Source organism: Rhodococcus sp. 05-2255-1e (assembly GCF_002259025.1).
GTDB classification, from domain to species: domain Bacteria; phylum Actinomycetota; class Actinomycetes; order Mycobacteriales; family Mycobacteriaceae; genus Rhodococcoides; species Rhodococcoides fascians.
Genome location: NZ_NOZE01000010.1, coordinates 406,886 through 430,456, shown reverse-complemented (window position 1 = coordinate 430,456; position 23,571 = coordinate 406,886). Strand labels below are relative to the sequence as shown.

Here is a 23,571-nt window from a genome sequence, read left to right as displayed (position 1 = left end):
TTGCCGTGTCGAACAGCGCCGCTGCCACATCGGCACCGACCAGAAGAATGGCAGCGCACATCGGTAACGGGTCATCCGCCTGGATGAAGTCGTCATAGTAATCCCGGTGCGCGGTTTCGGGAAGGAAACGCGAATCTCCGTCTAATTGGGACGAAGTTCGCCGCCGCCCCAGAGCTCGTCGAACGGAACCGTGCGGGCCAGGATTCGCTCCGCAGCTCGGTGTCCCGACAGGAATGCCGCGGTCACCGTCGACGGATCGTCCGTCCACGTTGCCTCGCCGGCCAGGTGTAGAACTCCGCCGACCGGGGTCGACAGATCATCGTGGTCGCTCGGTCGCGAGCCGACTGCCGGGTACGAGTAAGCGCCGCGGGAGAACGGGTCGTCCTGCCATCGCGTGACATGCACCCGCTGCGGGGAGATCACGCGTTCGCCGTAGAGGCTACGAAGCGCGTCGAGCACCGACTCGGCAATACGTGCGTCGGACCACTGCCGGATCGTCTGTGCACACGGCCCCGCCGCAAACGTGAGCAGCGTGGGCAACCCCTGCGGCACGGTCACGTCGTACCACGAGTGCCACCAACGCCCGGCCTCCCCTTGCTGCCGAATCGCGTAGACGTCCTCGTCCCAGAATGCATGCGGGAACTGTAGGAACACCTTCTCGAACGCGTTCATCTGGAGTCCGTCCAGCGCAGTCGACACCGGATGCGGAAACGGCGGTTCGATAAGCAAGGTCGGTGACTTCAGGACGCCGATCGGAACCGTCACCACGATGTGGTCGGCCGAGAACGTCTCGGTGAGAGTCTCGACGGAGGAGCTGTTCGATCCCCACGCGATGCGTGTCACTTCATGGCCGAGTCGTACATCCAGCCCGTCGGCCAGACAGACCGCGAGCCGGTCGTACCCCTCGGGGAAGACGACCTCGTCACCCTCGATCGCGTCGTCGTCCAACCCGTGCGCATCGAGCATCCCCTGGTCGACACCCAGCTGTTCCTCGGCCCGGTGACCCAGGAACTCCCGGACCCGTTCGATTCGATCAGGATCCCATGCGAGCCGTTTCACGGTGCTGTTCACGGCATCCCCGTACGACGTGCCCAGGGTCGATGTCGCTATGGTCGCCGCCAGCAGCTCGTCGACGACGTGTACGTCCGACGCGAAGCTCGCAACCTCGTCCTCGCTCAGACGCCGTCCGTTCGGTGAGTAGTACGCGATGGGCCGTCCGTCCGGCTGAAAACTCCCCACCGTGAACTCGTTGGTCGGAATGCCGAAAGCCTGTATTGCGTCGGCCAGCGGATTGTTGTCGATTCCATGAACCCAGGACGCACCGACATCGAGAATCTGTCCGTCCGTCCGTAGGGTGTGCACCCGTCCGCCGATGCGGTCGCGGGCTTCGAGAACGACCACACGGTGACCCGCACGGTGCAGAATGCGTGCTGCGGTGAGGCCGGAAATGCCGGCTCCCACCACCACGGTGTCGACGTGCGTCATGCTCTGTCCGTTCCCTTGGTTGCCGACATGCTCAGTTCCCACGGCCGGGGTTGCCGTTGCCGGAGTTCCCGTTGCCTGAATTGCCGTTGCCGTTGCTGTTGCCTGGACTTCCGTTGCCGGAGTTGCCATTGCCCGCATTACCGTTGCCGTTGTTCCCGTTTCGCGGTGGAGCCGCAGGTTGTGGCGGCTCGGCGGGCACCTGTTCGACGGCGGGGGCGGGCACGTCCTGGGGGAGGTTCGAGACAACCGGCATCGAGGACTCGGATGCGGTCGTCACGGGTGCCGGGCTGGTCGGAGCGGTGACCGATGTGGACGGCGATGTCTCGATCGGCTCGTCGCCTGTTCCGGTTGCCATCCAGGCAATTGCCGACGCGACGGCGACGAACAGTGCGGCCGCAGCCAGAGGGACAAGACCGCGACGCCGTGAACCCTCCGTTTGCCGAGGGGCCGAATCCTGTTCGGCGACAAACGTTGTCGCATTCGCGACGGGCAGGACCGCAGTGGCCGGCGGTGGTGGCGGTTCGCTGGAGAGACTGTGTAAGGCGTCGGCCACGGTGTCCGCCGTCGGCCTGTTTTCGGGATGTCTGGCCGTCATCGTCGTCAGCAGCGAATGCCACTGGGGCCCGAGTTGCTCGGGTACCTCGGGGTCGCGGTGCAAGCGCGCCACGGCTGCGGCTACCGCGCTGCCGTCGAACACCATTGCGCCGGTGAGACATTCGATGAGAACCAACCCGAGGCTGTAGATGTCGGTTGCAGGCCCCGCAGAGGTGCCCGTCGCCTGTTCCGGGCTGAGATAGTGAGCGGTGCCGACGGTGGTGCCGTGCTCGGTGAGGCGGTCCGCGTCGACGATGCGAGCGATACCGAAATCGGTGAGCTTCACGCAGTGTCCCGTGCTCGACGCCGGCTCTCGGGCGACCAGGATGTTGGCCGGTTTGATGTCGCGGTGGATCACGCCGCGGTGATGGATGTAGGAAAGGGCTCGAGCAATCTCGTGTCCCATCCGGGCGACGAGAGCGCCCGGTAGTGCGCGGCCTGCGCGGTAGCCGTTCAGAGTGGGGCCGTCGACGAACTCCATCACGAGAAACGGCACTCGGATGCCGCCGGTGTCGGGGGCGGTACCCGCGTCGTACAACGTCACCAGGCCAGGATGCGACAGCGACGCGAGCGTCCTGATCTCGGCATCGATCCGTGCATCGGTATGTGCGGGTTCACCCTGACGGAATATCTTCACGGCAACGGGCCTACCGAGGACGTCGTCGTCGGCTCGAACGACGTCTGCCATTCCGCCGCGCCCCACGACGTTGCCCAGACGATATCTGCCCGCGAACAGGTGATCGTCGGAGTTCGCACCCACCATTGTTCACCGCCGATTCGAGGTCTTCCGAGAACCCTATAGCCCGTCGGCGAGGGAAGAAGGCGCGGCCGGCGACCATCGTGCATGATGGTTCCCCGGGTGGGGACCGTCGAGATGTACCGAGGGAGGTCCGCCTGTGCATCGTGACGCCTCGCACGCGCAATTTTCGCCGATGACGATCGATATCACGTCGACCTACCAGCCGATCGTCGCGCTGGACGGCCGAGCTGTCGTGGGTTACGAAGCCCTGGTGCGGACCTGCGGCGACGCGCAGGCGATCTCGCCGCCGCAGCTGCTGCGCGAGGCGGCCGATCGAGGCGAGTCGGCCGAGTTCGACTGGCGGTGCAGACTCAGCGCCCTGAGCGGGGCTGTCGAGGCCGGTTTCCCCGAAGGACTCGCGTTGTTCGTCAACGCGGAACCCACCGCCCTGGACGCGCCACCTCCGAGAGAGTGCCTGCCTCTGGTGGCCGAGGCATCTCGGTTGTCGATCATCGTCGAGATCACCGAGCGAGATCTGATGGGTGACCCCGCCGGGCTGCTGCGTGCGGTAGAGCATGCCCGCGACCTGGGATGGCGGGTCGCGCTCGACGATGTGGGTGCAGACTCGTCGAGTCTGGCTCTGATTCCGCTGCTCCGGCCCGACGTGATCAAGCTGGATATGTCGCTCGTGCAGGGCCGTTCGAGCTATGCCACGGCGTCCGTGGTGTCCGCGGTCGCCGCAGAGGCCGAACGCAGCGGTGCGCTGGTGCTCGCCGAGGGAATCGAAACGGAGCAGCACGAAGCGACTGCGCACGACATGGGTGCGGTTCTCGGCCAGGGCTACCTGTACGGCGCCCCGACTCGTCTACCCACCTTCGGAGCCACCGGCGGTACGGCCAACACACTCGAGTTGGAGCCGGCAATAACCGTCCGGGCCCCTGTTGCCGTGACGCCGTACGGTCTGGTCCATCGATTCGGAACCCGTCGGCGCGCTGACGCACGGCTTCTCGACGACATCGAGAACGGTCTGCTTCGCAGTGTCTACGGCACCGGTGCGTCGACCGTCGTATTGGCGACGACGAACGCGTCGGCCGGGACGACCGCCGAGCGTGTCGCGTTGTTCGACGACCTCGCTGTGCGCACGGCTCTCCTGGCCGTCTTCGACTCGCGGCCGATGCCGGGTGAACATCGGTTTCGGACCGTTGCGGTCGGCGAGGACGAACCACTGGCGTCGGAGCGCTCGATGGTCATCGTGGCACCGATGTCCAGCGTTGCTCTCATCGCGGTGGAGAGCGGAACTGCCCACGACGGAAGCGTGTTGTACGACTACTGCCTGACCTACGACCGACACATGGTCCTCGATGCGGCGACGCTTCTGCTCCGCCGATTGCCCGCTCGGACCCGTGTATGAGCCACTACAAGTCAAGAATATGTAAATATTTGCCCGTTTTTCGATAAAGACCGTGACGTGTGCCCGGGATGATGTTGACTCGACGTCATGAGTTTTCACCGTCTCGCCATCGACTATTCGGCCGCGGACGGAGGCACGATCAGTTCTATCGAGACAGCGATCAACAATGCTTTCGATCCGATCTCCGCCGCCGTCTCCAGCTTCGTGTTCTTCACCGTGAACATCGGTGGTGCCGCAGTTCCACTGATCGTTCTGTGGCTGATTCTGGGTGCCGTCGTCTTCACCGTCACGTTCAAGTTCATTCAGTTCCGCGGTATCAAGCGATCTCTGATCCTGGTGAGCGGCAAAGAAGACGAAGCCGATGCACCAGGAGAAGTCAGCCACTTCCGGGCTCTCACGGCCGCCGTGTCCGGAACCGTGGGACTGGGGAACATTGCAGGTGTGGCGGTGGCAGTCACGCTGGGTGGACCAGGGGCGACCTTATGGATGATCCTCGCCGGACTGCTGGGAATGGCCTCGAAGTTCGTCGAGTGCACCCTCGGCGTGAAATATCGGGATATCAACGAGGACGGCACCGTCTCGGGCGGGCCGATGAAGTACCTCACCAAGGGACTCGCCGAGCGAGGTCTTGCGAAGGTCGGGAAGGTGATGGCTGTCTTCTACGCCGTCATCATCACGTTCTTCGCCATCAGTGGCGGCAACATGTTTCAGGCCAATCAGACGTACGCGCAGGTCCGCTCGGTCACCGGTGGCGACGAAGGCTTCCTCGGTTCGGACGGTGCGAAGGCAGTGTTCGGACTCGTGATCGCACTCATCATCGGCCTGGTCATCATCGGCGGCATGAAGTCCATTTCGGCCGTCACCGCAAAACTCGTTCCCTCCATGGCGTTGGTCTATGTCGTCGCGTGCGGCGTCGTCATCGCCGTGAACTTCCGGTCCGTTCCGACGGCGTTCGGTGCCATCTTCGACGGCGCGTTCTCACCCGAGGGCGTGGCAGGCGGAGTACTCGGAGTGATGATCATCGGGTTCCAGCGCGCGGCCTTCTCCAACGAGGCAGGGTTGGGATCGGCGTCGATTGCTCACTCGGCCGTCAAGACCAGGCATCCGGTCACCGAAGGATTCGTGGCAATGCTCGAGCCCTTCATCGACACTGTGGTCATCTGCACGGCGACGGCCCTGACCATCGTGATCGCCAATACTGTGTCCTGGCAGGACCAGCGCGCCATAGTTGCCGAAACCGGTGAGTTGCCGGCGGGCGGCGTCACGCTCACCTCCGACGCCTTCGAGACCGTCCTGCCGTGGTTCCCGTACGTACTCACTCTCGCTGTGGCACTGTTCGCGTTGTCCACGGCGATCACCTGGGCGTACTACGGACTACAGGCCTGGACATCGTTGTTCGGTCGCAGCCGGTTGTCGCGTAATTTCTTCAACCTCATGTTCTGCACCTTCACCGTCATCGGCACCGTACTGTCGCTCGGCTCGGTGCTCGACTTCGCCGACGCCACGCTGTTCCTTCTGGCGTTGGTCAACATCTCGGGCCTCTACTTGCTGCTGCCGGTCGTCAAACGGGAACTGTCCGACTACATGGCAGTGCGTCGGGGCGAATCGAAGGCAGTCGACGCCGAGCTGTGACAGTGTCGGTCGACCGACCAACTGCTTCCGAACAGGGCAGCGTTCACCACGGCACCCCAGCCCGGAGTGGTCGGTACACTGACGCGCAGTCGGCAGGAGGTGAGGGCATGAAGACGGATTTCAAGAAGACCCTCGACTCGTATTCGGCACGGCGCAACGTGTTTCGAGTTCTGACCGTGCCACCGACGAAATACTTGATGATCGACGGCCACGGGGATCCGAACACCGCGCCGGAATATGCCGATGCTGTATCCACCCTGTTCCCCGTTGCGTATCGGCTGAAATTCATCAGTAAGAACGACCTGGAGCGCGACTACGTCGTCCCACCGCTCGAAGCCTTGTGGTGGGCGCCGGACATGGCGGCCTTCACCACGCGCCGGGACAAGTCGAACTGGCTCTGGACTGTGATGATCATGGTGCCCGACTGGATCGACCACACGATGTTCGAGCACGCCGTACGGGTCGACGCATCCGAGAACCGTTCGGACCGACGTGACGGAATGCGCCTCGACACCCTCGACGAGGGCCTGTGCGTGCAAACGCTGCACATCGGTTCCTACGACGACGAGGCCGCTGTGCTCGACGAGATGCACCACCACTACATCCCGCAGGCCGGGCTGACGATGACCGGCCGTCATCACGAGATCTACCTCAGTGACCCACGACGGGTCGAACCGGCGAAGCTGCGCACCATTCTTCGGCAACCGGTGCGGTACTCGGCGGACGAGGCCTCGCTCTGACACGATGACCGGCATGACCAATGCGGTGCGTCCGGCGTCGTTCACCGTCGGCACCCTCACGTTGCTCGGAGCCCTGTACTTCGCTCAGGGGCTGCCGTTCGGCTTCTTCACGCAGGCCCTGCCCGTCGTCCTCCGAGAGTCGGGTTTCTCGTTGGTGAAAATCAGTGCAACCGGGGTGTTGTTTCTGCCGTGGGCGCTGAAATTTCTGTGGGCACCGTACGTCGATCGTTACGGGTCGAGGCGGCGGTGGCTTCTGTCCCTACAGGTGTCCGCCGCGCTGGTGGCGCTCGCACTGTCTTTTCTCGATCTGTCGTCGACGTTGCGCTGGCTGTTCGTCGGAATCTTTGTCATCAACGCGCTGTCGGCCACCCAGGACATCGCAACGGATGGGATAGCGGTCCGCACGTTGACGGTGTCGCAACGCGGCCTGGGTAACGGTCTGCAAGTGGGCGCGTACCGGGTAGGTATGGTGTGCGGCGGGGGAGTGCTGTTGTGGCTGTTCACCTTTGCCGGATGGCAGGTGCTCTTCGTTGCGATGGCATTGCTGATCCTGTTGGCGACGGCCCCGGTCTGGTTCATGAACAAGCAACTGGCCGCGGCAGACGTGGACACCGACCGGCAGCCCGAGTCCGAGGGCCCAGCGCGACTCGCTGTGGCCTGGTGGTCCCGATTGCGCAGGCCTGGCATGGTCGCGTTCATCCTTCTCATCGTCGGCTTCAAATTCGGAAACTCGATGGGCTCGGCGCTGGTCGGCCCGTTCCTCTCGGATAACGGACTGACCTTGACTCAGATCGCCCTGGTCGAGGGCGGCCTGTCGTCGGTGGCAGCGCTCGGAGGCGCTGCGCTCGGCGCGTGGTTGTCATTTCGCTTCGGACGTCGTCAGGCTCTGCTGGTCGGCGGAATCGCCCAAACCCTCAGTCTTGCGTTGTATGTAGTGGCATCGTTCGGCATCGGCGGGTTTCCGCTCCTGGTCGCGGCCAACGTCACCGAACACGTGCTGGGCGGCGCTGCCACCGTTGCCGTTTTCGCACTGATGATGGACGCATCGGAAAAACGTTATGCAGGAAGCGATTACACACTGATGGCCTGCGCAATCGTCTTTGCGCAGGGTGCGTCCGGACTTACGGCGGGCGTGATCGGCGACGTGTTCGGTTACACCGCGTTGTTCGGTTCCGCACTGGTGCTGTCCGCGGTCGGTTGCGCGGTGCTGATCGTGGCGCTCGACAGGGGCTGGGGGCCCGTCGGGCTGCACGAGGTCATCTCTGTCGAATCGCGCAGCCACTGAAGGCGCCCACTGCTCCTCCGTCGCTCAGCTTTCGGCGACCGAGCCGGAGATGTTCACCATCCACTGCACACCGAACTTGTCGGTGAGCATGCCGAATGTGTCACCCCACGGTGCTGCGTCGAGACCCATCGTGAATTGTGCGTCGACGGCCAGCGCGTTCCAGTAGCCCGTCAATTCCTCGTGCTCGGTACCGAAGAGCGAGACGCTCATCGTGTTTCCGGGTGTGTGTTCCATCGACGACGGGGTGTCGGCCCCCATCAGTGTGAATCCGCTGGGAGTTGTCAACTGGCCGTGCATGATCAGGTTCTTCTCGGATGGATCGTCGGTGGCCAGGCCCTCGCCGAACGTGGTCAGCGTGAGCTCGCCACCGAAGACCGTGCTGTAGAACTCCATAGCGGTGCGCGCATTGTCACGGAACGACAGGTACGGACTGAGTGTGGGCATGGCGGGACTCCTTCTCGAATCGAACGACCGGTGCGGGCTGCATCGACTTCAACCGTCGAAAAAGTAGACACGGAGCTGGGGGAGAACTCACCGCCCAGGCTCGGATGGGCTCGAGTCGGCCTCGGCGAGAATGGCGCGGAGGGCAGCCACATGGCGGCGGTAGGCGGTTTTACCCTCCCTCGTCAGCGACAGCCACATCCGCCGCGAGTCGGTGCGTGATCTCTGCTGGTCCACGTAGCCGGCGTCGACCAGGGCCGCCACCTGCTTGCTCAGCGCCGATGCGCTCAATCCACTGTGTTCCTTCACGACGGCGAGCTCGAGCGTCGTACCTGCCGCCAGCAGCGCGCAGATCCGCAGCCGGTTCGCCGGATGAATGATCGGATCCAGATCGACCGTCATCGGTGTGTGCTCCGGTAGTGATCGATCGAACCGAACGAGTAGGTCGCCGTCGCTGCTGTAGCGAGGAGCACCAGCGCCCAGCTCGGCAGGGATGGCTGCGCGAATGCCAGTGCCACCACCACGAAAGCAACGGACAGTGCGACCGACGCCAGAAATCCACGGCTGGTAGGCAGCGCCCACGGTGTGCCCATTCGGTACCCGGTAATCACGTTCGTTGCCACAATGGCCGCGGCCAGAATCAGCAGGGCGACAGTGCGGTGGGAGTCGGTGAGCAGCGGCGTGAGTGCCAACGCCCCGATGAGCACTGCGTTGACGGCGTACAACCAGACCGGCCACGGAGTGTCGCGCACGGCGCGTTGCACTCGGTCGATGTCGTCGAGGGTCGTTCGAGCTTCGGACGAGGTGGGCTTATCGATGCTTTCCATATCGGAAACCATATTGGATAGTTTCCGATATGGCAACGAATTGTGTGGTCAGTTCTCGAGATCGGTATCGGTCGGCCGTGGCACCTCGGCCTCCCAGCGGGCCCGTCGCTCGTCCGGCGACTGTTCCCACCACGGCGTACCTCGTTCTCCCAGAGCGACTTTGGCGGCCTGAACGCCCGCGCGAGACTCCGTGGCACCGGAGGTGCGTTTGACGTCTCTGCGCCACGCCATGAGGATCGAGCGCAATTCGGCGTTGCGATCCTCGGGAATGTCGGGATCGGTCGCGCGCCACCGCCGACCTTTGATGACGACATAGTGACCGTCTTCGGTGCGTTCCACTTGCTCGGCCATGAGACCACCTTGCCACCCGACACTGCCTGTCGTCGGTTCGACGCGTGGTTTACGATTCCGGCACCTGTTCCGCTTCTGCCTCACACCGAACCGAGGATTGCCATGCGCACCGTGATCGTGACCGCGTTCGTTTCGCTCGACGGCGTCATGGAGGGGCCGGGTGGGGAAGTCGGCTACCGCAACGCGGGGTGGACGTTCAAGGACATCGAGTTCGATCCCGCGGCGTACGAGATCAAGGGTCGCGAGCAGGACGAGGCCACGGCCATGCTGCTGGGGCGTACCTCCTACGAGGCGTTCGCTCCCGTGTGGCCCACGATGGACGATTTCGCCGGATACAACTCGATGCCCAGATACGTGGTGTCGACGACATTGGAGCGCAGCGACGACCGTTGGCCGGCAACCATTCTGCGCAGCATCGACGACGTCGCCGAACTCCGGGAGACCGAAGGCGGGCCGATCTCGGTGCACGGTAGCGCAACGCTGGGTCGCAGCCTCGCCGATGCCGGTCTCGTCGACTGCTACCACCTGTTGGTCTTCCCGATGCTGCTCGGCGCGGGCAAGCGGCTGTTCAGCTCCAGCGACAAGGCCACGACTCACCTGGATCTGGTGGAGCACGAGGTGTACGGCAACGGCATCCAGAAGCAGGTGTTCGACGTCCGTCGATGACCGTAACTGTCGATGACCCGGATTCGTCGACAGCGCGCGCTTCAGATGTCGTCGCTCTTCAGGGTGCGCCGCCGAACGGCTACGAGGTGAAGCTCCGGTCGGGACGCCGCCATCCGCTCGACCCGGTCGAGGATGTCGGTCACGTGGTCGAGGTCGCCGGCTACCACCGACGCTCCGATTTCGGCCCGTCTGTGCAGGTCGCGATGGTCGGTTTCGGCGACCGACACCGCGAATTTTCGATGCAGCTCCGAGATCACGGGCCGAATCACCGAGCGCTTCTCCTTCAGTGAGTGCACGTCGCCCAACAAGAAATCCAGTTCTATCCATCCGATCCACATAGGGTTACGACTGTACTGCCGTCGCGGCCCCAGGCGCGCTGAATTTCTTCTGCAGCGGAGCGGTAGCGCGCTGTTCGGCGGTCGTGTTCGTAGACTGACGTCATGGCCGCACCGACGGGACCGGGACCCTTACCGCCCAGCCTTGTCGAAATGGCGACCCGTCAGGTGCGATCCGAGGTACTCAGCGGTGCTCTGGAACCTGGCTCGCGAGTGGTCGAAGAAACCCTGTGCGCGCGCCTCGGCATCAGCCGGGCACCGGTGCGAGAAGCGCTACGGCTGTTGGCTCAGCAAGGTCTCGTCGAACACCTTCCGCGCCGCGGGTTTCGGGTGACCGTGTGGTCGGCGGAAGACATACTCGAGCTGTTCGAGTTGCGTCAAGTCCTCGAGCGTCACGCGATCGGACGCGCTCTGCCCTGTACTTCGCCGTCCGTCGAGGTGTTCGCTCCGGTACGCGCGGCTCTCGACGAGATGCGCGAGGCCGATGTCCGAGGGGACACGCTGGGAAAGGACGACGCCCATCGTCGCTTCCACGAGGCCATCGTTGCGCTCGCCGGCAGCCGTCAACTGGATCTGGCATACGCGCCGATCCTGCTGAAGCTGCAGCTGCCCATGGCTCGTAATCTGAGGGAAGAAGCTCGAGTCGCCAATCCGGTGGATGGGATCCGGCGTCACGAATGGTTGCTCGAAGCAATCGAATCCAACGACGTAGGGGTGGCGCTCGCTGCGCTGAAGCAACACGGCGAATTGACCTACCTGCATCTCGAGAGCATTTCCTAACAGACTCGAAACACGTCGACAACCTGCAGAAACACGAAACTGTCGACAATCGACGGTATGACTTCAGACCTCGTCCCGGCCCTCGGTCCGTCCGTCGCTCGGATGTTGGAGGCGTACCGGACCGGCGCAGCGACTCCCTCGAACGTCGTCGAAGACTTCTCGGACGCCGTGGCGTCGCGCGGCGACGACGGGACGTGGATCACCGTTGTCGACCGTGACGAACTGCGCGCGGCGGCCGAAGCCCTCGAAGCGTCGCCCGAGGCATGGTCGCTTCCGCTGTACGGCATTCCTTTCGGAGTCAAGGACAGCATCGATGTGTCGGGGTATCCGACCACCCTGGCCTGTCCCGACTACGCCTACACGCCGGATACGACGGCACCCGCAATTCAGGCGTTGCTCGACGCCGGTGCAATTTTCGTCGGCAAGACCAGCCTCGATCAGTTCGCGACGGGCCTGAACGGCACTCGGACACCGCACACGATTCCGCGCAGCGTATACGGAAACGACATGATTTCGGGCGGTTCGAGTTCTGGATCTGCAGTGGCGGTCGCTCTGGGACAGGTGCCGTTCTGCGTGGCCACCGACACCGCCGGATCCGGCCGAGTACCGGCCGCGCTCAACGGAATTGTCGGATGGAAACCCTCGCGTGGCCTGATCAGCACCGTCGGGCTCGTGCCCGCGTGCAAATCGCTGGACTGCATCACGTTGATGGCCTCGTCCGTCGAGGACCTCGATCTGGTCTTCGACGTGATGTGTCGTGAGGACCCGGACGACGGCTGGTCACGTCCGCGAGGGCACCGATACGACGGCCACGAGATCACGGTCGGACTACCGAACCTCGAGCAGCTGGATTTCTTCGGTGACGGGGCAATGGCCGATGCGCATGCGGCCGCGCGACAATCGTTGCCCGAGTTCGAATTACGCACCACAACAGTCGATCTGACACCGTTTCTCGATGCCGGTTCGTTGCTGTACCAAGGTCCATGGGTCGCCGAGCGACTCGTGGAATTCGACGAGTTCCTCACCGAGAAGCCGAATTCGATCGTGCCCGTGGTTCGCGAGATCTTGCAGGGTGGGCGACAGTACAGTGCGGTCGATGCATTTCGCGCGCTGGCGACCCTGCAGCGGCTCCGGGCCCGAGTAGCGACACTGTGGACGTCGATGGACGTGATGATCGTGCCGACCATCGGCACCACCTTCACCGTCCCGGAAGTGCTGGCCGATCCCATCCGCAGCAATACCGTGCTCGGCCATTACACCCACTTCGGGAACCTTCTCGACCTGACGGCCGTGGCCGTTCCCTCCGGGCTCACCGAAGACGGTCGACCGGTCAGCCTCATGGTGATCGGCCCGGCACTGTCGGACGACACCGTTCTCGCGGTTGCGGCCAGGTTGCTCGGCGAGGGACGCAGCGCCGGGCCCGCACGCATACCCGACCGATCTGTCGACGACACGATCGACATCGCTGTTGCCGGGCACCATCTGTCGGGGGAGCGGGCCAATTATCAGTTGCTCGAATTGGGCGGATCTCTGGTGGAAGCGACCACCACGGCACCGACCTACACACTACTTCGGATCGGGACCGCCGATCCGACCCCCGGCCTGCTGCGAGTTCCGTTCGACGGCAGTGCAATAGACGTGGAGAGGTGGCGTCTGCCCGTCGCCTCTCTGGCTGTACTCGCGGGCAGACTGCCGGCTGTGCTCGCACTGGGACGAGTGCAACTGGCCGACGGTTCCGACGTTCTCGGCTATGTCTGCGACGCGACTGTGCAGGCCGGTGCTGAGCGTCACACCGTCGACGACATCAGCGAGTTCGGTGGCTGGCGCGCGTATTCCCGGGCGATTGCTTCGACGCACCACAGTCCGATTGCAGCACAGGAGACTTCATGACCCAGTCGTACAGAAACCGATCCACCGTTCCACCCGCCTCGCCATCGGAGTTCACCATCGACGCCGCGACGACGGCACTGCTGGTCATCGACATGCAACGGGACTTTCTGCTGCCCGGAGGGTTCGGAGAGAGCCTCGGCAACGACGTCGGCCTCTTGCGACGCGTGGTCGAACCACTCGTCGGCCTCGTCGCAGCAGCCCGAGAGGCGGGCATACCGGTGATCCACACAAGGGAGGGCCATCTACCGGACCTATCCGACTGTCCACCGGCCAAGCTGCGTCGCGGAAGCCCCGCACAGCGCATCGGCGATCCAGGAGCGTTCGGCCGCATACTGATTCGAGGTGAGTACGGTCACGACATCATCGACGAATTGACTCCGATCGTCGGTGAGACCGTCATCGACAAGCCGGGCAAAGGCGCTTTCTACGCCACCGAACTCTCCGAGGTCCTGGTGGCCGCCGGAATCACCACGTTGCTCGTCGCCGGGGTGACGACCGAGGTCTGCGTGCACACCACCGTTCGGGAAGCCAACGATCGCGGGTACGAGTGCCTCGTGGTGACCGATTGTGTCGGTTCGTATTTCCCCGAGTTCCACCGTGTGGGCCTCGACATGATCTCCGCTCAGGGCGGGATCTTCGGTTGGACCGCGTCGTCGCAGGACGTCGCTTCTGCGCTCGGCGCATTCGTTTCCACCTCGGCGACTCGATAGGACCGAACATGACCATGGACGTGAAAGACTCACCCGCTGCCGACCCGTCGTCTTCCTTCGGTCTCTCGTGGTGGACGAAGGGCGACACCAACGCGTTCTTCGGACTCGGCTTCAACATTCTCGTCAACGTGCTCACGCTGACCACGCTCAGCATCGCAGTGGTCGGCATTCCCGGAGACGACGTCCTCGGGACTCTGCTCCCCGCGCTCGGGATCGCTCTGATTCTCGGAAACCTGTACTACATGGTGCTCGCTCGCCGATTGGCCAAGCGCGAGAACAGAACCGATGTGACAGCGCTGCCCTACGGTCCGAGCGTTCCACACATGTTCATCGTGGTGTTCGTGGTCATGCTGCCGGTCTATCTCACAACAGGTGATGCGGTGCAGGCGTGGGCGGCGGGGTTGGCGTGGGCGTTCATGATCGGCATCATCGTCATGATCGGCGCGTTCGTCGGGCCGTACATCCGCAGGATCACCCCGCGCGCCGCGATGCTCGGCACTCTCGCCGGTATTTCCATCACGTTCATCGCGATGCGTCCGGCCGCTCAGATGTGGGAGGCGGCCTGGATCGGGTTGCCCGTTCTCGCCATAATTCTGATCGGCTTCTTCACGGACGTGAAGCTGCCCGGCAACATCCCGGTCGGTCTCGCCGCGCTGTTGGTGGGGACGGCGATCGGCTGGATCGGTGGGTACATGTCCGTGCCGGACGTGACCGAGGCGGCGAGCAACATTGCACTCGGTCTACCCGATCTGCGCCTCGATCTGCTTCTCGACGGTCTCGGCAATCTGGCTCCGCTGCTTGCTACCGCAATTCCATTGGGGGTGTACAACTTCACCGAGGCGATGAGCAACGTCGAAAGCGCATCCGCCGCGGGCGACAACTACAACCTCCGCAGTGTGCTGCTCGCCGACGGATTCGGGGCGATCGTCGGCTCCGCCTTCGGATCGCCGTTCCCGCCTGCGGTCTACATCGGCCATCCGGGCTGGAAGGACGCGGGCGGACGAACCGGGTATTCGCTCGCGTCGGGCGTCGCAATCGGCCTCATGTGCTTTCTCGGGCTCTTCGGATTACTGGCAACGCTGTTGCCGATACCCGCGATCGTCCCGATTCTGCTGTACATCGGCCTGCTGATCGGTGCGCAGGCATTTCAATCCGTTCCTAAGCTCCATGCCATCGCGGTGGTCGTGGCGCTGCTACCCAACCTCGCGGAATGGGCGGTGGGCCTGATCGACAATGCGCTCAGCGCTGCAGGCACGTCGGCCACGGAAGTCGGGAGCGAGGCACTGGGGCAGGCGGGCGTCGTGTACGACGGTCTGAAGACGTTCGGATCCGGCGCGGTTCTGGCCGGGCTGATGCTGGGCACCATCGTCACATTCGTTCTCGACAAGCGTTTTCTCGCCGCTGCCGCCGCGAGTGGGGTGGCAGCGGCGCTGTCCTGGGTCGGCTTGATCCATTCACACGAGGTGGCGTGGGCCGCCAATCCGCAAGTGGCACTGGGCTACTTCTTCTTCGGTCTCGTCTGTCTGATGTACTCCCGGCTGTCACCCACTCCGAAGACGACGGGTGAGCCGCAACCGGTCGGCGAGTCAGGGGAGTAGCGATCCCGATGCGGGCCGTAGCGCCCGCATCGGGAGATCGTTTACCGCTTGCTCACCAGGTCGAGTGCTACCAGATCGGCCAGATACTTATCGATCAGTTCTCGCCCGAGGTGTGGGATATCGCCGACAGCCGACGCGAATTCGTCTGCCGGCAGGATTGCTCCCGACGACGGGTGCTGGGGATGCGCGTAGGAGTGGATCAGCGGCAACAACGAGTGTGACCGTTGTTTCTCCGGTAGTTCCTGAACTGCCGCGCTGAACCTTTCGAACCATTCGTCGTAGTCGTCGACGATCTCGATGGTGCAGCCCGCGTCACGTAGCCAATCGACGAACGTATCCAGCGATATGTCGTCGTCGTGAGGGTTCAAGATGTCGAAGGTTCGGTAGCCTGCCACGTCGTCGCCCGCGATCGAGGTGATGGCCGCTGCACTGAAGTCCGCAGGCAATCCGTCGTAGTGAGCCAGTGGCCTGCCCTGCTCGTCGGTGGGCGCTCCGGTGTCGGTGGCATAGAAGCTTCTCGGTGCCAGCCCGGTTGTGACCACCGACAGGATCAGCCGCGTGAATACGTCGGGCACGTTCAGCTGACCGGACCATCTGCTGTGGGCGAGGATCATGTCGGACCGGAAGACCGAGACGGGCAGCGAGTACTCGTCGAAAGCGTTGCGCAACAACACTTCGCCCGCCCACTTGGAGTTTCCGTAACCGTTGGCGTACGACTCGTCGACTGCTCGTTGCGGACTGTCCACCCGAATGTCACCGTTCTCGTGGAAGTCGTCGACACCGACGGCAACCGCGACCGTCGACAGGTAGGTCACCGGCTTGATGTGGTCGGTCAAGGCCAACCGGATCACCTCGGCCGTTCCGACGACGTTCGGTCCGAAGAGGTGCTCGTACGGCAGCGCGTGATTGACCAGTGCTGCCGGGTGCACGACGCGGTCCACGCGGCGGGAAAGCTCTTCCCAGACATCGTCGGTCAACCCGAACCGGGGAGTGCCCAGATCGCCTGCAATCACGTCGAGTGCGGCGTCGGCCAAGGCGCGGTATCGATCGGACAACGTCGCGTCCCCGCTGTCGAAGGCGGCGTCGAGCCGAGCGCGGGCATCGGCATCGGAGCGTCCGCGCACCAGGCAGATGACTCTTCCGCCGGCGGCTGCCATCTTCTCGAGCCATTCGAGGCACAGAAACCTGCCCAGGTAGCCGTTCGCTCCCGTCAGCAGCACGGTGTTCGTTACCGGCCGAGGGCCTGGAATTCGATGAGCGGCATCGAGCAGGGAGGCGTCCAGAAATGCCGACAGGGTCAGATCCGATGCGTGCGCGACGGAAGCGTCGCGTCCGTGAACCGACGCGAATGTCGCTGTGCCGGAATCGTTGTCGATTGCGGACGTGATGTAGTCGGCAAGAGCCGCCAGGTCCATGGCGGGTCCGGTGATCACCCCGACCGGGACGTCGACGTCGTAGATGTCGCGCAGCAATGTGGAAAACGTCAACGCCGACAACGAGTCACCACCGAGATCGGTGAAGTGGGCATCGGGCCGGATGTCCGCGCCCGAACAGCCGAGCAGAGCCTGGGCGGCGTCCCCGACCGTGGCGAGCACGGGTGCCTGGGCACCGGAACGCCGGAGCTCACGCAGTCGATCGGTCTGCCCCGATTCGAGTTCTGCGTAGCGACGCTCGAGTTCGTCGCCGTACCGCTCGACGAGTTTGGGACGCAACTGCTTTCCGGCACCCGACAGCAGACCGTTGTCCTGAGTGAAGGGCTCGCGTTCGAGCACGACCTCGCGAGGTATCTCGTACGAATTCAGCGACTCCGTGCGAGCGATCCGCTGTAACGACTCCATGATCGCGCCCGCAGTCGAGTTCGCGTGGGCAGGAACGACGATCGCCAACAGATACGACCGCTGGCTGTTGCCGTACAGGAAGATCTGGTCCACCAGCTCGCTCGTACCGAACACCGCTTCGAGGCGCGCCAACGCGACGAATTCGCCCTGGGCCAACTTCAATACGTTCTTGCGACGATCCACGTATGCGAGCCGGTCCGGTTCCAGCTCGGCCACGACATCGCCGGTGCGGTAGAACCCGTCCGAATCGAAGACGTCTGCGGTCACATCGGGCCGCTTGTAGTAGCCGGGGATGATCGACGTCGTCTTGAGCAGGAGCTCACCACGTGGATGGGGAGTGTCGGTGGAGAAATAGCCGAGTTCGGGCACGTCGTCCAACTTGTATTCGAGAACCGGTGGCCGGGCGACGATCCCGTCGAGAAGTACCATTCCGGCTTCGGTCGAACCGTAATTGTCGCGCACCCGAACGTCGAGCAAGTCGGTCACGAAATCCTTGACCTCGGCGGCGATGGGTGCGGTGCCCACCATTGCAGCCAGGATTCGTCCACCGAACTGCTCGGACCGCACGCGCTCGAGCACGCCTCGCGAAATCTGCTCGTGTTCGCCCGCATCGGTACCGTCGACCGCACGATCGATTTCGGCGAGCACGGTGTGGCGAATCATCTCGCACACCCGCGGAATCAACAACGCCAGCGTAGGGCGCGCGAGAGCGAAGTCCTCGAACAACGTGGACAGGTCGCTGGAGCCGGCGAAATGAACCGTGCCGCCCGCCGCCAGAGTCGAGAAAACGAGCCCGCGGCCCGCAAGGTGGCTCATCGGTAGGTAGTCGAGAGTGATGACGGGAAAAGCCGGCTCGTCGACACCCTCGGACGAGGCACCCGTCCGATGCCAGGCCCCGGTCCACGCACCGGACACGATCTGCTCGGTATGCATCGCCCCTTTGGGAGTACCGGTGCTGCCGGAGGTGTAGATCAGTGCGGCGAGGCGCTCGGGATCCTCGACGTCGAACAACGGCACCTGGGGGAGTCGGGAACCCTCGTCCACCAGTTCGGTGAGCGGTCGAACAGCAATGCCGGACCCGTGGACGCCCTCGCGCGCGGATGTCAGCGCGCGGGTGTCGGCATCGATTCGGTCGTCGTAGTCGAGTACGACCACTGTGCGGATCGACCGGCAGTGACCGGCGACCTCCATCGCGACGGCGAGGTTGTCCACGTCGGAGGCCAGGACCACCGGCTCGACCTCGTCGACGATGGCCCTCAGTTGACCCGCGGTGGCTCCGGCCTGCAGTGGAACTGCGACTGCGCCCACACGGATGGTGGCCAGTTCGGTGATCACGTAGTCGATGCCGGCGAAACCGAGCGTGGCCACGAAGTCGCCTGCAGCGATGCCGCCGTCGTCGTGACCGAGGGCGGACGCCAAGGCTCCCGCGTCGGCCCAGGCCTGCCCGTAGGTCACCGTGTCGAATCGGGGGAGCAAGCGAGCGGTAGTGCTGCCTTCGGTGTCCTCGATCATGCGCGCGCGGCGTCCCAGGGCGGGGCGGTCGGCGTACCTGGTCATGATCTCGGCAACCACGCGAGCGAGGTTGGGTGCCAGTTCACGAGCCGCGTCGGCAACCGACCGATCCGGCTCGGCAGCCCGGAACTCCGGATCGCTGTCGTGCAGATGCTGGAAACGGTCTCGTTGGCGGATGTCTCGATCGTGTTCGCTGTCGACGGCCCCTGTGCTTTTCATGGCAATTGTTCGGGTCATGCTTCGCTCCCCTCCACGATGCACCGGACGACGCCGGATCATCGTGCTCGTACGTCGAATATCGTTATCAAAGGTAAGTATATGCCCGTGGCCGAGTAGGTAATCGTGACGCTGCTCATAGTCCAGTTGGCCGGAAATGTCTGTGTTTCAACCTTTCTCGCGTACTGCTACGCCGGGCAACCGTCGCGTATCCGGGCGGCGTAGGTACTCGATGTGGACGACCGAACTCGACTTGTATGGTGAGTTGCACGTCACGTGCGACGCGGTTGCCGCTCCCTCGTAGAGCTCACGCCGTCGGCTCACGCGTCACCCCTCTCGATCGGAGCAGCGAAATGTCGGACGTTCTCTCACGCCGCGACCTGGATTTTCTGTTGTACGAATGGCTCGATGTGGTTGCGTTGACGGAGCGGCCACGTTTTGCGGAACACTCGCGCGAAACGTTCGATGCGGTACTGGACCTGAGCGCAGACATCGCCCACAAGCATTTCGCCCCGCACAACAAGAAGGCCGATGCACACGAGCCCACCATGAACAGGGACGGTTCGGTGGAGCTGATCCCCGAGGTCAAGGCCGCTCTCGACGTGTACCGCGACGCGGGGTTGATCGCCGGGCAGTTCGACGAATCGATCGGCGGTATGCAGTTGCCCGCCACCGTCTCTCGTGCTGCCATGGCGTTCTTCCAGGCTGCAAATGCTGGAACGTCCTCGTATCCGTTCCTGACGATGGCCAACGCCAATCTGATCGCCACCTACGGCACTCCCGAGCAGGTGCGCGACTACGTGCGGCCCATGATCGACGGGCGTTGGTTCGGCACCATGTGCTTGTCCGAACCGCAGGCCGGGTCGTCGCTGGCGGACATCACCACGAAGGCTGTGCCGCAGGACGACGGCAGCTACCGGCTCACCGGAACCAAGATGTGGATCTCCGGTGGAGATCACGAACTGACCGAGAACATCGTGCACCTGGTTCTGGCGAAGACGCCGGGTGGACCTCCCGGCGTCAAAGGGATCTCGCTGTTCATCGTTCCCAAGTTCCTGCCGAACGGTGAGGGCGGCATCGCCGAACGTAACGACATCGTGCTGACCGGGCTCAATCACAAGATGGGCAACCGCGGTACCACCAACACCCTGCTCGCGTTCGGCGACGGAACCCATTCTCCCGGTGGGAAAGCCGGGGCAGTCGGCTATCTCGTCGCGGAGGAGAACCGTGGTCTGTCGTACATGTTCCACATGATGAACGAGGCCCGGATCGGCGTCGGATTCCTGGCGATCGCACTCGGCTACGTCGGCTACCTGAAGTCCGTCGAGTACGCGAAGACGCGCACCCAGGGACGGCCACTGGGAGCCAAGGATCCGGCCGCGCCTCCGGTCGCATTGATCGAGCACGCCGACGTGCGCCGAATGTTGCTGGCGCAGAAGTCGTATGTCGAGGGGGCATTGGCCCTCGGGCTCTACTGCTCGCGTTTGGTGGACCACCAGGATTCGGCATCGGACGCCGCCGACGCAGCTCGATCGACACTGTTGCTCGACGTACTGACACCGATCGCCAAGAGTTGGCCCTCGCAGTGGTGTCTCGAGGCCAACAGCCTTGCCATTCAGGTGCACGGGGGTTACGGCTACACCCGCGACTACGACGTGGAACAGCACTACCGCGACAACCGGCTCAACCCCATTCACGAAGGTACACACGGCATTCAGGGCCTGGACCTACTCGGCCGCAAGGTCGTCATGCAGAACGGTGCCGGGTTGGCGCTGCTCTCCGAGCGAATCGCCGAGACCGTGACGCGAGCATCGACTCACGGGGGAGCGGCCGAGCAGTACGGCACCGAGCTGAACAACAGGTTCTCGAGGATCGTCGAGGTCACCGCCGCAGTCTGGGGTACCGGTGACGCCGCCGTGGCGTTGGCGAATTCCACGGCCTACCTCGAGGCAATGGGCCACACGGTCATCGCGTGGATGTGGCTCGAGCAGCTGCTTGCCGTGGGAGACCGAATCGGAGACTTCTACGACGGAAAGCGCTGTGCTGCACGGTACTTCTTCGTCTACGAGCTACCGAAGGTCGATGCACAACTCGATCTGCTGGCGCTTCTCGATCGCACGACCCTCGATATGTCACCCGCCTGGTTCTGAGCACGAGACACCCGATACAAGGAGATTTCAGAACATGTCGATCTTGGACAAATTCCGCCTCGACGGCCGCGTCGTCATCGTCACGGGCGCATCGTCCGGTTTGGGAGTGTCTTTCGCGAAAGCGGCGGCCGAGGCCGGAGCCGACGTGGTGCTGGCCGCCCGTCGCGTCGACAAGTTGGCACAGACTGCCGCACTGATCGACAGCGTCGGTGGGCGTTCGCTGAGCGTGGCAACCGATGTGGTCGATCCCGACCAGTGCACGGCCATGGTCGAGGCCGCCGTCGCCGAGTTCGGCAAGGTGGACGTGCTGATCAACAACGCCGGCGTCGGCACGGCGTACCCCGCCACCCGTGAGACTCCCGAGCAGTTCCGCTCTGTCATCGACATCAACCTGAACGGCTCCTACTGGGCCGCTCAGGCGTGTGGACGGGTGATGCAGCCCGGAAGCTCGATCGTGAACATATCCAGCATTCTGGGGCTCACCACCGCCGGTCTGCCTCAGGCTGCCTACAGTGCCAGCAAGGCGGCCATCGTCGGTCTCACTCGTGACCTCGCGCAACAGTGGGGCGCTCGAAAAGGTATCCGCGTCAACGCTATTGCGCCTGGTTTCTTCGAGAGCGAGATGACCGATTCCTACCAGCCGGGATACCTCGAGGCATTGGCTCCCCGAATGATCCTCGGACGCAAGGGCGACCCCGAAGAACTGGCCGCCACCGCGGTCTGGCTCGCGTCCGACGCGGGCGGATACGTGACGGGCCAGACCATCGCAGTGGACGGCGGCGTGACCATCACCTGATGGTCGGGGTCACCATTACTCGATGGCGGTGACTGCGATGCCTTCGCGCACGAGCCTGCGACCGACCACGACAGCATCGTCGGTGTCGAGGCCGGGTAGAGAATCCAACCGGCACGGCGCTCCTTCGAGCAACAATTCGAGGGCATCGGCGCACTGAGGCGGCATCGACACGGTTTTGTCGCGCAGCACGACAGCCGCGGACTCGGGGGTTCGCACCACTCGCGCGATCACCCCGGCCCTGAGCCGAATCGAGTCCTGACCCCGCAGCGCGCCCATCTGGGCAACACTGCGAACGGGGCGCACCGGTTCGGGTCGAACCAGCTCGTCGTACCGACTCGCAATACGCTCGGTGATCCGATGCAGCGCCTCGGGATCTCGATCCAACTCGTCGAGTGCTCGGCGCATGTCGCCGAGCACGCGGCGTACGTGGGGGAGAACGGACTCGGAGTCGGTCGGGTCCCATCCGGCCGGCAACGGTGCGCGCAGTCCCTCGACGTCCTGAAGAGCACCGAGGGTGTGATGGGCGATGTCGTAATCGTTGAACGACGCGACGCCTATCGTCAGATGCACCGTCGTCTCGCCCAGGGCCTGCGCCGAATGGATCCAGCCGCGCGGGAGATACAGAACGTCACCGGGATCGAGCACGATGTCCAACTCCGGGGAGTCGTCGGCGTGACGTTCCACTGCTGCTCGTCGGTCCGACCACGGCTGATTGTTCAGTGGATGGCGATGCACCGGCGAGTGAATCGTCCACCGCTTACTACCGGCGATCTGCACGACGAACACGTCGTGAACATCGTAATGCGGCGAAAAGCCCTGGGACGCAGCCGGAGTGACGTAGGAATTGACCTGTACCGGGTGGCCGAGCTCGCGAACGAGCTCGCCGGTGAAAGCAATCAAGGGCGGCCACAGGCGATGCAGGCCCTGCAGCACCAGAGTGTTGCCGGCCGCGAAGGCCGACAGAACCGCCGCGGAATCGACCTGGTCGGTGATCTCGGCGCCGAACCCTCCGGACCCCGTGAACTTGTTCTTCTCCAGCAGGCGGCCGTCCTTGGCCATCCGCACGAACGGGGTGCGTACGCCGCGCTCGGCGATCAACTCGTCGACCGCGTCGACCGTCATCAGATCCTCGAACGATCCGGACAGTTCGGCAGATCGGGTGAACTTGGGTGCTGTGCCCCAGTGACGCTCCGCGAAAGTGGCGGCGTCGATTCCGGTGAGACGACGAAGCGCGGACCGGTTGCCCGGTCCGCGCTCGTCGTTCGACTCGATGATCAAGCGGAACCGTCCGCACCGCCGTCGTGTCCGCCGGGGTTGGATCCGCCGTCGGCCGGGCCTTCTCCACCCGCTGGGCCGTCGGCTCCGCCGTCGTGTCCGTCAGGATTCGATCCGCCGTCAGCGGGTCCTTCGCCTGCTCCGGCCGGGCCGTCTGCTCCGCCGTCGTGTCCGCCGGGATTGGATCCGCCGTCAGCGGGTCCTTCGCCTGCAGATCCGCCTGAGGTGGTGATGTCGTCGTCGTTGATGCTCATCGAGGTCCTTCCGTTGATGGAGGTTCGTGCTCTCGCGCAGCGCGGG

General features: G+C 64.0%; 21 protein-coding genes. 11 read left to right on the top strand and 10 right to left on the bottom strand.

Translation table 11 applies throughout. The features are described from left to right. Positions 1-141 precede the first annotated feature (141 nt). Together CH262_RS09860 and CH262_RS28345 are read right to left on the bottom strand one after the other, a co-directional pair. Positions 142-1,485: a flavin monoamine oxidase family protein gene (locus tag CH262_RS09860; protein WP_094717498.1), complete on the bottom strand. Its 1,344-nt coding sequence runs from the start codon at positions 1,483-1,485 to the stop codon at positions 142-144. Between the two features lie 31 nt (positions 1,486-1,516). Next, positions 1,517-2,842 carry a serine/threonine-protein kinase gene (locus CH262_RS28345; protein ID WP_094717497.1) on the bottom strand — a complete coding sequence of 442 codons (1,326 nt, stop codon included), beginning with the start codon at positions 2,840-2,842 and terminating at the stop codon, positions 1,517-1,519. Between the two features lie 169 nt (positions 2,843-3,011). Here CH262_RS28345 and CH262_RS09850 point away from each other — a divergent pair, with 169 nt between their 5' ends. The 4 genes from CH262_RS09850 to CH262_RS09835 all read left to right on the top strand — a co-directional run bounded on the left by CH262_RS09850 (position 3,012) and on the right by CH262_RS09835 (position 7,886). Continuing rightward, complete coding sequence (locus tag CH262_RS09850) at positions 3,012-4,229, top strand: EAL domain-containing protein (protein WP_256988748.1); 1,218 nt, start codon at positions 3,012-3,014, stop codon at positions 4,227-4,229. Positions 4,230-4,316: 87 nt separating this feature from the next. Continuing rightward, positions 4,317-5,861 (top strand): alanine/glycine:cation symporter family protein, encoded by a 1,545-nt coding sequence (locus CH262_RS09845; RefSeq protein WP_032370587.1) that lies wholly within the window; start codon positions 4,317-4,319, stop codon positions 5,859-5,861. A 107-nt stretch (positions 5,862-5,968) separates the two neighbouring features. Further along, positions 5,969-6,601, top strand: a complete 633-nt coding sequence (locus CH262_RS09840; RefSeq protein ID WP_094717541.1) for a GyrI-like domain-containing protein — start codon at positions 5,969-5,971, stop codon at positions 6,599-6,601. A gap of 13 nt (positions 6,602-6,614) precedes the next feature. Continuing rightward, the gene (locus tag CH262_RS09835; protein ID WP_094717540.1) at positions 6,615-7,886 is read left to right on the top strand and encodes an MFS transporter; all 1,272 of its coding nucleotides are present in this window, start codon (positions 6,615-6,617) and stop codon (positions 7,884-7,886) included. A gap of 24 nt (positions 7,887-7,910) precedes the next feature. Here the strand turns inward: CH262_RS09835 and CH262_RS09830 are convergent, their stop codons facing one another. The 4 genes from CH262_RS09830 to CH262_RS09815 all read right to left on the bottom strand — a co-directional run bounded on the left by CH262_RS09830 (position 7,911) and on the right by CH262_RS09815 (position 9,505). Then, on the bottom strand, positions 7,911-8,330 hold the full coding sequence (locus CH262_RS09830; RefSeq protein ID WP_057474944.1) for a VOC family protein: 420 nt from the start codon (positions 8,328-8,330) through the stop codon (positions 7,911-7,913). Positions 8,331-8,417: 87 nt separating this feature from the next. Continuing rightward, positions 8,418-8,729 (bottom strand): transcriptional regulator, encoded by a 312-nt coding sequence (locus CH262_RS09825; protein WP_094717495.1) that lies wholly within the window; start codon positions 8,727-8,729, stop codon positions 8,418-8,420. Beyond that, the gene (locus tag CH262_RS09820) at positions 8,726-9,154 is read right to left on the bottom strand and encodes a hypothetical protein (RefSeq protein WP_094717494.1); all 429 of its coding nucleotides are present in this window, start codon (positions 9,152-9,154) and stop codon (positions 8,726-8,728) included. Before CH262_RS09820 ends, CH262_RS09825 begins: the two co-directional genes overlap by 4 nt. Before the next feature lie 48 nt (positions 9,155-9,202). Then, positions 9,203-9,505, bottom strand: coding sequence for a hypothetical protein (locus CH262_RS09815; protein WP_032370584.1), 303 nt, complete (start codon positions 9,503-9,505; stop codon positions 9,203-9,205). A gap of 102 nt (positions 9,506-9,607) precedes the next feature. On the opposite strand from CH262_RS09815, the gene CH262_RS09810 reads away from it, so the two are divergent. Further along, positions 9,608-10,171 (top strand): dihydrofolate reductase family protein, encoded by a 564-nt coding sequence (locus tag CH262_RS09810; RefSeq protein ID WP_094717493.1) that lies wholly within the window; start codon positions 9,608-9,610, stop codon positions 10,169-10,171. Positions 10,172-10,212: 41 nt separating this feature from the next. Here CH262_RS09810 and CH262_RS09805 read toward each other — a convergent pair whose 3' ends face one another. After that, positions 10,213-10,509: a DUF503 domain-containing protein gene (locus CH262_RS09805; protein WP_027497180.1), complete on the bottom strand. Its 297-nt coding sequence runs from the start codon at positions 10,507-10,509 to the stop codon at positions 10,213-10,215. Between the two features lie 102 nt (positions 10,510-10,611). On the opposite strand from CH262_RS09805, the gene CH262_RS09800 reads away from it, so the two are divergent. Genes CH262_RS09800 through CH262_RS09785 form a run of 4 tightly spaced genes read left to right on the top strand, consistent with a single transcriptional unit; the run spans position 10,612 to position 15,484 of the window. Continuing rightward, a complete protein-coding gene (locus CH262_RS09800) occupies positions 10,612-11,286 on the top strand; it encodes a GntR family transcriptional regulator (RefSeq protein ID WP_032387397.1) in 675 nt (224 codons plus the stop codon). Between the two features lie 57 nt (positions 11,287-11,343). Next, the gene (gene atzF / locus CH262_RS09795; RefSeq protein WP_094717492.1) at positions 11,344-13,176 is read left to right on the top strand and encodes an allophanate hydrolase; all 1,833 of its coding nucleotides are present in this window, start codon (positions 11,344-11,346) and stop codon (positions 13,174-13,176) included. Then, positions 13,173-13,886 (top strand): cysteine hydrolase family protein, encoded by a 714-nt coding sequence (locus CH262_RS09790; RefSeq protein WP_094717491.1) that lies wholly within the window; start codon positions 13,173-13,175, stop codon positions 13,884-13,886. The genes atzF and CH262_RS09790 overlap by 4 nt, the downstream gene beginning before the upstream one ends. 8 nt (positions 13,887-13,894) lie before the next feature. Beyond that, on the top strand, positions 13,895-15,484 hold the full coding sequence (locus CH262_RS09785) for a hypothetical protein (protein WP_032387399.1): 1,590 nt from the start codon (positions 13,895-13,897) through the stop codon (positions 15,482-15,484). Between the two features lie 41 nt (positions 15,485-15,525). On the opposite strand, the gene car is transcribed toward CH262_RS09785, so the two are convergent. Further along, positions 15,526-19,071 carry a carboxylic acid reductase gene (gene car / locus CH262_RS09780; RefSeq protein ID WP_094717490.1) on the bottom strand — a complete coding sequence of 1,182 codons (3,546 nt, stop codon included), beginning with the start codon at positions 19,069-19,071 and terminating at the stop codon, positions 15,526-15,528. 332 nt (positions 19,072-19,403) lie between these two features. Here car and CH262_RS09775 point away from each other — a divergent pair, with 332 nt between their 5' ends. Both CH262_RS09775 and CH262_RS09770 read left to right on the top strand, forming a co-directional pair. Then, positions 19,404-21,200, top strand: a complete 1,797-nt coding sequence (locus tag CH262_RS09775) for an acyl-CoA dehydrogenase (RefSeq protein WP_094717489.1) — start codon at positions 19,404-19,406, stop codon at positions 21,198-21,200. Between the two features lie 34 nt (positions 21,201-21,234). Continuing rightward, positions 21,235-21,996 (top strand): SDR family NAD(P)-dependent oxidoreductase, encoded by a 762-nt coding sequence (locus tag CH262_RS09770; RefSeq protein ID WP_027497177.1) that lies wholly within the window; start codon positions 21,235-21,237, stop codon positions 21,994-21,996. Between the two features lie 15 nt (positions 21,997-22,011). Here CH262_RS09770 and CH262_RS09765 read toward each other — a convergent pair whose 3' ends face one another. Both CH262_RS09765 and CH262_RS09760 read right to left on the bottom strand, forming a co-directional pair. Continuing rightward, positions 22,012-23,274 (bottom strand): cupin domain-containing protein, encoded by a 1,263-nt coding sequence (locus CH262_RS09765; RefSeq protein ID WP_094717488.1) that lies wholly within the window; start codon positions 23,272-23,274, stop codon positions 22,012-22,014. Next, positions 23,271-23,525: a hypothetical protein gene (locus CH262_RS09760; RefSeq protein WP_027497175.1), complete on the bottom strand. Its 255-nt coding sequence runs from the start codon at positions 23,523-23,525 to the stop codon at positions 23,271-23,273. Before CH262_RS09760 ends, CH262_RS09765 begins: the two co-directional genes overlap by 4 nt. Between the last annotated feature and the right edge of the window lie 46 nt (positions 23,526-23,571).

Bases quoted from the DNA above. Each gene is read 5' to 3' on its own strand.
- CH262_RS09770 (WP_027497177.1), top strand. From the start codon at position 21,235: ATGTCGATCTTGGACAAATTCCGCCTCGACGGCCGCGTCGTCATCGTC.
- CH262_RS09790 (WP_094717491.1), top strand. From the start codon at position 13,173: ATGACCCAGTCGTACAGAAACCGATCCACCGTTCCACCCGCCTCGCCA.
- CH262_RS09860 (WP_094717498.1), bottom strand. From the start codon at position 1,485: ATGACGCACGTCGACACCGTGGTGGTGGGAGCCGGCATTTCCGGCCTC.
- CH262_RS09850 (WP_256988748.1), top strand. From the start codon at position 3,012: ATGACGATCGATATCACGTCGACCTACCAGCCGATCGTCGCGCTGGAC.
- CH262_RS09785 (WP_032387399.1), top strand. From the start codon at position 13,895: ATGACCATGGACGTGAAAGACTCACCCGCTGCCGACCCGTCGTCTTCC.
- CH262_RS09800 (WP_032387397.1), top strand. From the start codon at position 10,612: ATGGCCGCACCGACGGGACCGGGACCCTTACCGCCCAGCCTTGTCGAA.
- car (WP_094717490.1), bottom strand. From the start codon at position 19,071: ATGACCCGAACAATTGCCATGAAAAGCACAGGGGCCGTCGACAGCGAA.
- CH262_RS09845 (WP_032370587.1), top strand. From the start codon at position 4,317: ATGAGTTTTCACCGTCTCGCCATCGACTATTCGGCCGCGGACGGAGGC.
- CH262_RS09805 (WP_027497180.1), bottom strand. From the start codon at position 10,509: ATGTGGATCGGATGGATAGAACTGGATTTCTTGTTGGGCGACGTGCAC.
- CH262_RS09830 (WP_057474944.1), bottom strand. From the start codon at position 8,330: ATGCCCACACTCAGTCCGTACCTGTCGTTCCGTGACAATGCGCGCACC.
- CH262_RS09775 (WP_094717489.1), top strand. From the start codon at position 19,404: ATGTCGGACGTTCTCTCACGCCGCGACCTGGATTTTCTGTTGTACGAA.
- CH262_RS09840 (WP_094717541.1), top strand. From the start codon at position 5,969: ATGAAGACGGATTTCAAGAAGACCCTCGACTCGTATTCGGCACGGCGC.
- CH262_RS09820 (WP_094717494.1), bottom strand. From the start codon at position 9,154: ATGGAAAGCATCGATAAGCCCACCTCGTCCGAAGCTCGAACGACCCTC.
- CH262_RS09835 (WP_094717540.1), top strand. From the start codon at position 6,615: ATGACCAATGCGGTGCGTCCGGCGTCGTTCACCGTCGGCACCCTCACG.
- CH262_RS09810 (WP_094717493.1), top strand. From the start codon at position 9,608: ATGCGCACCGTGATCGTGACCGCGTTCGTTTCGCTCGACGGCGTCATG.
- CH262_RS09760 (WP_027497175.1), bottom strand. From the start codon at position 23,525: ATGAGCATCAACGACGACGACATCACCACCTCAGGCGGATCTGCAGGC.
- CH262_RS09825 (WP_094717495.1), bottom strand. From the start codon at position 8,729: ATGACGGTCGATCTGGATCCGATCATTCATCCGGCGAACCGGCTGCGG.
- atzF (WP_094717492.1), top strand. From the start codon at position 11,344: ATGACTTCAGACCTCGTCCCGGCCCTCGGTCCGTCCGTCGCTCGGATG.
- CH262_RS09815 (WP_032370584.1), bottom strand. From the start codon at position 9,505: ATGGCCGAGCAAGTGGAACGCACCGAAGACGGTCACTATGTCGTCATC.
- CH262_RS28345 (WP_094717497.1), bottom strand. From the start codon at position 2,842: ATGGTGGGTGCGAACTCCGACGATCACCTGTTCGCGGGCAGATATCGT.